We start from the raw sequence: 5,157 nt of genomic DNA, 5'->3' as shown, positions 1-5,157 counted from the left end.
AGCGGGCTCCTGCGCGCCGAGTTCATCCCAAGCGGCAAGCTCCTTGAGGTGATCTTGCGATGCGGCGCTAATCATGCCGAGAATTTTAAAGAAATCCGCATCGGTCGGATCCTGCGTTTGGTGAAGTATCGACGCCTCGCGACAAAACACGGCCTTCAATCCGCAATTTTAAACTGAGAAGCAAGGGCTTAAAAGCCCGCGACGCTGCCGTGCAGATCGTACTCGTCCGATCGTTCGATCTTCGCGGTGACGATTTCGCCGACTTTCAGCTGACGGCGGCTCGAAATATAAACCACTCCGTCGATGCCGGGCGCATCGGCCCTGGAGCGGCCTTTTGACACGGTCGGACCGACCTCGTCGATGATGACCTGCTGCCTTGTGCCGACCTTGCGCTTCAACCGGCGCGCGGAAATCTTCTGCTGGCGCGCCATCAGTGCGTTCCAGCGCTCCTGTTTTGTCGCGTCTGGCACGGCATGGCCGAGCGCATTCGACGACGCCCCGGCAACCGGCTCGTACTTGAAGCAGCCGGCGCGGTCGATTTCGGCTTCTTCCAGCCAGTCGAGCAGATAGGCAAAATCGGAATCGCTCTCGCCGGGAAAGCCGACGATGAAGGTGGAGCGCAGGGTGAGATCCGGACATTCCTCGCGCCACTGCTTGATCCGCGCCAGCGTCTTTTCCTGCGCGGCCGGACGCTTCATCGCTTTGAGGATTTCCGGGCTGGCGTGCTGGAAGGGAATATCGAGGTAAGGCAAAATCTTGCCTTGCGTCATCAGGCCGATGATTTCGTCGACATGCGGGTAGGGATAGACATATTGCAGCCGGACCCAAGCGCCGAACTCGCCGAGCTCTTTCGCCAGATCGAAGAATTTGGCGCGGACCCCGCGATCCTTCCACGGGCTCGTCGCATATTTGATATCCACGCCATAGGCTGAGGTATCCTGCGAAATGACCAGCAATTCCTTGACGCCTGCAGTGACCAGTTTCTCCGCCTCGCGCAGCACGTCATTGGCTGGACGTGACACCAGGTCGCCGCGCAGTTTCGGGATGATGCAGAAGCTGCAGCGGTTGTTGCAGCCTTCGGAAATCTTCAGGTAAGCGTAGTGCCGCGGCGTCAGCTTGATGCCCTGCGGCGGTACCAGATCGAGATGCGGATTGTGCGCCGGCGGCAGCGCGCGGTGCACGGCATCGAGCACGCTTTCATATTGCTGCGGCCCCGTGATCGACAATACCCCGGGATAGGCCGCCTCGATCTGTTCGGGTTCCGCGCCCATGCAGCCGGTGACGATCACCTTGCCGTTCTCGGCCATGGCTTCGCCGATCGCGGTAAGCGACTCCTGCTTGGCGCTGTCGAGAAAGCCGCAGGTGTTGACGATGACGAGGTCGGCGCCGTCGTGCTTGCGCGCCAGTTCATAGCCTTCCGCGCGCAGCCGAGTGATGATTCGCTCGGAATCCACCAGCGCCTTGGGGCATCCCAGTGAAACAAAGCTGACTTTGGGCGCGGTGGCCTGTTGCATGTTGGATCTGCCTGATTGATAGGCAGGAGCTAGCCCTAATTGGCCATAATTACAAGGCTTTGAGCAGGCGCGCGGCGTGCTATGAATAATTCAAGGCAATCCGGGTGATCGATGGGCGCCGAGTCCTCTCCTAAAATCGTCATCGTCGATGAAAGTCCGATCCGTGCCGCGATCCTTAAAGAGGGCCTGCGCGAAGCGGGCTTTACCAGCGTCGCGCATATCAGCGAAATGCAGAGCTTGCTGGCCCGGATCTATGCGCTCGATCCCGACGTGATCGTGATCGATCTGGAAAATCCCAGCCGCGACGTTCTGGAACAGATGTTCCAGGTCAGCCGCGCGGTGCGCCGGCCGATCGCGATGTTCGTCGATCAGAGCGACGCGGCGTCGATCCAGGCTTCCGTCGATGCCGGCGTCTCCGCCTATATCGTCGACGGACTGAAGAAAGAGCGCCTCAAGCCGATCCTCGATCTCTGCATCTCGCGCTTCAATGCGTTTGCCAAGCTGCAGGATGAACTCGATCGCACCAAATCCGCGCTCGAAGACCGCAAGGTGATCGATCGCGCCAAGGGCATCCTGATGAAACTGAAAGGCCTGACCGAAGATGAGGCCTATGTGTTGCTGCGATCGACGGCGATGCGCGAGAAAAAGAAGATCGGCGAGATCGCACAATCGATCCTGACGGCGTCGGAGCTGCTGAAATGACCAGACCTGTCCGCATAGGTTTTATTCCCCTGGTCGACGCCGCCGCGGTGATCGTCGCCGTCGACAAGGGATTTGCCACGGCCGAAGGGCTCGACGTCACGCTGGTTCGGGAAGTGTCGTGGTCGAACGTCCGCGACAAGCTCAATATCGGCCTGTTCGATGCCGCGCATTTGCTGGCGCCGGTCGCGATCGCATCGAGCCTTGGACTGGGGCACGTCAAGGTGCCGATCGTCGCTCCGTTCAATCTCGGTCTCAACGGCAACGCGATCACGGTATCGCCGGCGCTGCATGCAGCGATCATGAGCGAGCTCGAAGGCGATCCGTTCGACCCCATGGCAACGGCGCTGGCGCTTGCCCGGGTGGTTGCGGCGCGGCGCAAAGGCGGAGCTGAACCGCTGACGCTCGGCATGACCTTCCCGTTCTCGACCCACAATTATCAGCTGCGATTCTGGATGGCGGCCGGTGGGGTCGATCCCGACGATGACGTCCGTCTCGTGGTGCTGCCGCCGCCTTACATGGTGGACAGCCTCGCCAACGGTCACGTTGATGGCTTCTGCGTCGGGGCGCCCTGGAATTCCGTCGCGGTGGATCTCGGCGTTGGCCAAATCCTGCATTTCGTCTCGGACATCCTGGTCCGCGCCGCCGAGAAGGTACTGGCGATCAGGCAGAACTGGTCGGAAAAGAATCCGGATGCTGTCGCAGCCCTGGTCCGCGCCGCATCCAGCGCCGCCGAATTTATCGAACAGCCGCAAAACCGCGCCGAGGCGGCGCACCTGCTGGCGCAGCCGGAGCGGATCGGGGTCGACGCCGACGTCATCCAGCGGACGCTTGACGGCCGTTTGAAAATCTCGCCCGACGGAACCCTGCGCGAGAGCAGCCGCTATCTGCTGGTCGGACGGGAAGGCGCCGCCCGGCCTGATCCCGTGCAGGCGGCCTGGCTCTATGCCCAGATGGTGCGCTGGGGACAAGCTTCCTTCAGCCCCGACGCGCTCAAAACAGCCAAATCCGTGTTCAGGCCCGATCTCTATGATGCGGCGCTTGGTCGGGAGAAGGGAGAGCATGCTTATGGGCCCGATGCTGTCGGTGCCTTCGCCGGGCCGGTGTTCGACGCCGACGATATCGCCGGTCATTTGGCGGCGTTCCAGATCGGGCGCCGGAAATGAAGAAGTGGACCTGGGAGAGCAATCCCTGGGCAGCGACGTGATCAGACTATTTTTTGGGCGGATTGCTCGAAATCAGCGGCGACGATCACGCCAAAGTCCCTCATCCAAGCCTTTAAGGCATTGAATTCGCTGATTATCAGCTAGAGCTCTGGATGGCACGCAACTTGTATGTTGCAGCGCAGCCAGCTGTCGCAGATGCCGCTGGCTACTGTCCAAGATGGATTTCCGCAGCAACGAGGCTGGTCGGACCGTTCCCCGAAATTGCATCCGGCGCGTCAGAGCTGGGGCCAGTTTCGACGCGGGTCCCCCATTCCGTTGAAGCCACCGGTCGTGGCCGCAGGAGCTTCGTCGCAACTCATGAAAATCGAAACTCTCTCAGTCGACTTTACCGACGAGCAGAAGCGCTACCTCGAAGGCTTTGCCACCGGCTTGCAGATCAGCCGGGTCGGCCGCGGCCTTGGCGGCGCCAGCGCCGGAAAGCCGAATGCCGCACCCAGCGGACCCGATGCTGCGCATATCCGGGCGCAGGACAAGGTCGTTGCGTCGGGCAAAAAACTTGTAGACCAGGAAAAATTCAAACGCGAGGAACATCCGTTTGACGCCTATCCGCGGCTAAAGCAGCAGGCGCTCACCGATGCGCCGCCTTCGCCGGCGGATAATTTCCGCTGGCGCTATTACGGTCTGTTCTACGTCGCGCCGGCACAGGACTCCTACATGTGCCGACTGAGGATACCCAACGGCATTCTCAAGCACTGGCAGTTCACAGGGCTGGCGGATCTCGCCGAGCGCCTGTGCGGGCCGTTTTGCCACGTCACCACCCGTGCCAATCTGCAGGTCCGGGAAGTTCCGCCGAAGCACGCGGTCGCCTTGATCGAGGGCATCCAGGACCTCGGCCTGTGCTCGCGCGGCTCCGGCGCCGACAATATTCGCAACGTCACGGGCACGCCGACCGCCGGGATTGATCCGCAGGAACTGCTCGACACCCGCGAATATGCCCGCGAATGGCATTACCACATTCTCAACGACCGCTCGCTGACGGGGCTGCCGCGCAAGTTCAACGTCGCGTTCGACGGCGCCGGCAAGATCGCCGTGCTCGAAGACACCAACGACATTGCGTTTGCCGCGGTCGAAGTGAGGGATGGCTTCGGCGTCGAGCCCGGCGTCTGGTTTCAGTTGGGAATTGGCGGCATTACCGGCCACAAGGATTTTGCGAAGGCGACTGGCATCATCGTAAGGCCTGCCGACGCCGCCAAAGTGGCCGACGCCATCGTCCGCGTCTTCATCGATCTGGGGGACCGTACCAACCGGCTCAAGGCCAGGCTGAAATATGTCATCGACGGCATGGGCATGGAAAAATTCCTGCAGGCCGTGGAAGAAAAGCTCGGCCATGCCTTTGCCCGCGTGCCGCCGGAAGCCTTGGCACCGCGCCCGGTCTTCGACCGCATGGCGCACATCGGAATTCACCCCCAGAAGCAGCGCGGCCTGAACTGGATCGGCGTCGCGTTGCCGCTCGGCAAGGTGACCTGCGCGCAGATGCGCGGCCTAGCAAAGATCGCAGCCGATCTCGGTGACGGCGAACTCCGCTTGACGGTCTGGCAGAACCTTTTGATCCCCGGCGTGCGCGGCGAGAACGTGGCCCTCGCGGTTGCAGCGATCGACAGCATCGGGCTTTCGGTCAAGGCCTCGCAACTTCGCGCCGGCCTGATCGCCTGCACCGGCAATGCCGGCTGCAAGTTCGCAGCCTCCGACACCAAGCGCCACGCCGCCGAGATCGGCGA

Annotated in this window: 4 protein-coding genes; 3 read left to right on the top strand and 1 reads right to left on the bottom strand. The window is 61.7% G+C overall.

The window, feature by feature from the left end; all coding sequences use genetic code 11:
* Positions 1-188: 188 nt before the first annotated feature.
* Positions 189-1,514 carry a 30S ribosomal protein S12 methylthiotransferase RimO gene (rimO, locus tag ABSG20_RS29335; protein WP_423867958.1) on the bottom strand — a complete coding sequence of 442 codons (1,326 nt, stop codon included), beginning with the start codon at positions 1,512-1,514 and terminating at the stop codon, positions 189-191.
* A gap of 111 nt (positions 1,515-1,625) precedes the next feature.
* On the opposite strand from rimO, the gene ABSG20_RS29330 reads away from it, so the two are divergent.
* The 3 genes from ABSG20_RS29330 to ABSG20_RS29320 all read left to right on the top strand — a co-directional run.
* Complete coding sequence (locus ABSG20_RS29330) at positions 1,626-2,216, top strand: ANTAR domain-containing response regulator (protein ID WP_423867957.1); 591 nt, start codon at positions 1,626-1,628, stop codon at positions 2,214-2,216.
* Positions 2,213-3,379, top strand: coding sequence for a CmpA/NrtA family ABC transporter substrate-binding protein (locus ABSG20_RS29325; RefSeq protein ID WP_423867956.1), 1,167 nt, complete (start codon positions 2,213-2,215; stop codon positions 3,377-3,379). The genes ABSG20_RS29330 and ABSG20_RS29325 overlap by 4 nt, the downstream gene beginning before the upstream one ends.
* Positions 3,380-3,736: 357 nt before the next feature.
* Positions 3,737-5,157: NirA family protein (locus ABSG20_RS29320; protein WP_423867955.1), on the top strand; the 1,421-nt coding region annotated here is incomplete at its 3' end.

It is taken from the genome of Bradyrhizobium sp., assembly GCF_049512235.1.
GTDB lineage: Bacteria > Pseudomonadota > Alphaproteobacteria > Rhizobiales > Xanthobacteraceae > Bradyrhizobium.
This window is presented reverse-complemented; position numbering and strand designations above follow the sequence as displayed.